The 2,915-nt window shown below is 45.7% G+C and carries 1 protein-coding gene and 1 pseudogene; both read left to right on the top strand.

The window, feature by feature from the left end:
* Positions 1-470: pseudogene (locus AB4653_RS24505) on the top strand (efflux RND transporter periplasmic adaptor subunit); the annotation flags it as partial.
* 10 nt (positions 471-480) lie between these two features.
* Positions 481-2,915: efflux RND transporter permease subunit (locus AB4653_RS24500; protein WP_372105538.1), on the top strand; the 2,435-nt coding region annotated here is incomplete at its 3' end.

The following is a 2,915-nucleotide window of genomic DNA, read 5'->3' as shown; positions in this document are numbered from 1 at the left end:
AACTTGAAGTTAAAATTCAAGTACCTGAAAATTTGATTCATGAGTTCAAACCAAATCAAACTTCTGTCATAGATTGGTATGGTTCAGAGACTAAACTAGTTGGTTATGCCGCTGAAATTTCGACGTCACCTCACCCAATCAAGCAGACCTATGCGGTTACTTACCATGTCGACTCCACTGACAAATCGGTATTACCTGGAAAAGCGGTCACATTGACGACTCAACTTGGAGAAGCGAGCAGTAATTTCTGTTTGCCCTATTCTGCGTTAGTCAACCAAACGGGTATCGAGCAAGTATTCACTGTTAAAAATGAACAAGCTCATGGCGTGACCGTGGATGTGATTTCTATGTCCAAAAACACCGTGTGTGTTGAATCGACGCTCAATGATGGCGACTTCGTGGTCGTGAGTGGCGCGCAATACGTGGTGGAAGGACAGTACTTCTCCAATATTCAAGTTAAAAGCCTGTAGGTGAACCATGATGAATCTAGCTGATTTTGCAATCAAACAACGCACCTTCATCCTGTTTTTCACTGCACTGAGTGTCATCGCAGGCCTGTTTTCTTATTTTGAGCTTGGAAAACTTGAAGACCCAAGCTTCACCATAAAGACGGCCGTCGTTGTAACGCTCTACCCTGGCGCTTCTGCGGAAGAAGTGGAACAACAAGTCACCGACACCGTCGAAACCAAACTCCAAGAAATGGCGACACTTAATCGGCTTCGATCTTTATCGCGCCCCGGCATGTCGATGGTATTTGTCGACCTAAAAGAGTCTCTTAATTCAAAAGCACTTCCTCAAGAGTGGGACTTATTACGCCGTAAAGTGTCTGATATGAAGTTATTGCTACCTTCAACTGCACAGATCAGTGTCGTACAAGACGAATTCTCTGAAGTCTACGGCATGCTTTTCTCTATCCACAGTAAAGATGCATCGCCAGCTGAACTAAGACGTTACGCAGAAGAACTCCAACGCAGAATTAAAACCGTCGATGGTATTAAGAAGATTGAACTGCATGGTGTTCAACCACGCGTTGTTCATATCGATATCCCAGATGAAAGGTTGGCGCAATACGGCCTATCTATCACACAAGTTTGGTCGCAGTTGAATACGCAAAACATGACGTTTGATGCGGGTAAGTTTTCAGTAGGTACTGAGCGAATCCGAGTTCAACAGTCGAGTGAGTTCAGTTCGTTAGACGACATCAAAAACCTGATGATCAAAGGCGGCGTAAGTGAATTGGGAACCAGTTTAATTCGCTTAGGCGATATCGCTGACATCACAATGGGTTACCAAGAGCCAATGATGACAGAAAACCGCTACAACGGCGTACCTGCAGTCACATTAGCGATGAGCCCAGTCACCGGTGTTAACGTGGTATCACTTGGCGATGAAATCAATCAGATCGTCAACGATTTTCAAACAACCTTACCACTAGGTGTTGATATTGCGACAGTTGCTAATCAACCTGAAGAAGTTCAGAAATCGATCGACAACTTCGTAAGTAACTTATTAGAAAGTGTCGCGATTGTATTTATCGTCTTGTCGGTATTCATGGGATTAAAAAGTGCAACCATCGTCGGTTCGAGCCTCCTGCTGACTATCTTGTTGACGCTTATCTACATGAACATGACTTCGATTGACTTACACCGAGTTTCTCTAGGTACCTTCATTCTTGCCCTCGGCATGTTGGTAGATAACGCCATTGTCATCACCGACATGATGATTGTGAAAATCAACAAAGGCATCGACCGCACTAAAGCCGCGATTGACTCTGTTAAAGAGACAGCAACACCACTCTTTGGTGCGACAGTTATCGCTATCATGGGTGCGAGCCCTGTAATTTTTTCAAAAACCGATGCTGCTGAGTTCGCAAGCTCGGTATTCCTTATCATCGCGTCGTCATTGTTACTGTCTTGGCTAGTTGCGATGACCTTCACGGCCTTGATGTGTTGGTTCTTCATCAAGCCAACCAAGCAAGCTGATAACACCAAAGTCAGCTTATACCGTAAGAGTGTCAACTGGACTGTCGATAATCCGCTTAAAGCATTGAGCGCTTTGGTTCCGTTGATATTAGTGACTGCATTAGCTATCCCGAACATTGCCGTTAACTTTATTCCACAAGCCGACCGACCGATCCTGTTCCTAGATTACTGGCTACCGAACGGTGCCAAGGTTGAACAAACCTCAGAAGACATGAAGCGAATCGAACAATGGTTGTTGGAACAGCCGGAAGTCGAAAGTATTTCAACCTATGTTGGCGCAGGTGCTCCTCGCTTCTCCGTGACTATAGAGCCAGAACCGTTCGATCCGGCTTACGGTCAGATTTTGATTAATGCGACTGATTTTCCGTCACTAAGCCCATTGATTGCACGCGGTGATAAATGGTTAATGGAAGAGTTTCCGAACGCAGACCCTCGCTTTAGAAGCTTAAAATTGGCGACGGCGGATAAATTCAGCGTTGAAGCTCGTTTCTCAGGCCCTGATGCCGAGGTCTTACATGGCTTATCAGAGCAAGCAAAAGCAATCTTCGCAGTACACCCAGACACCAAGTACGTTCGTGACGACTGGCGACAGAAAAGTAAAGTATTTGAGCCTGTCATCAACCAAGAAAAGATGCGCACCGCAGGTATAAACCGCGCGGATATTGCGTTCGCGATGAAGCGAGCTTCAGAAGGCATGCCCTTGGGTCGTATGAACTTAAACGATGAACTGGTCACAATTCAACTGCGAGGCACAGAGAGTTCGATTCAGTCATTGGAAACGTTACCCGTTCGATCTCTGTTGGGCATCCACAGTGTTCCACTTGGCCAAGTTGTCGATGGATTTGAATTAAGCAGTGAAGAAACCATGATTTGGCGCCGTGACCGTGTAAAAACCATCACAGCACAAGCAGGTGTCGGTCGTTACACCACACC

Source organism: Vibrio sp. 10N.222.48.A3, from assembly GCF_041475345.1.
GTDB lineage: Bacteria > Pseudomonadota > Gammaproteobacteria > Enterobacterales > Vibrionaceae > Vibrio > Vibrio tasmaniensis_A.
This window is presented reverse-complemented; position numbering and strand designations above follow the sequence as displayed.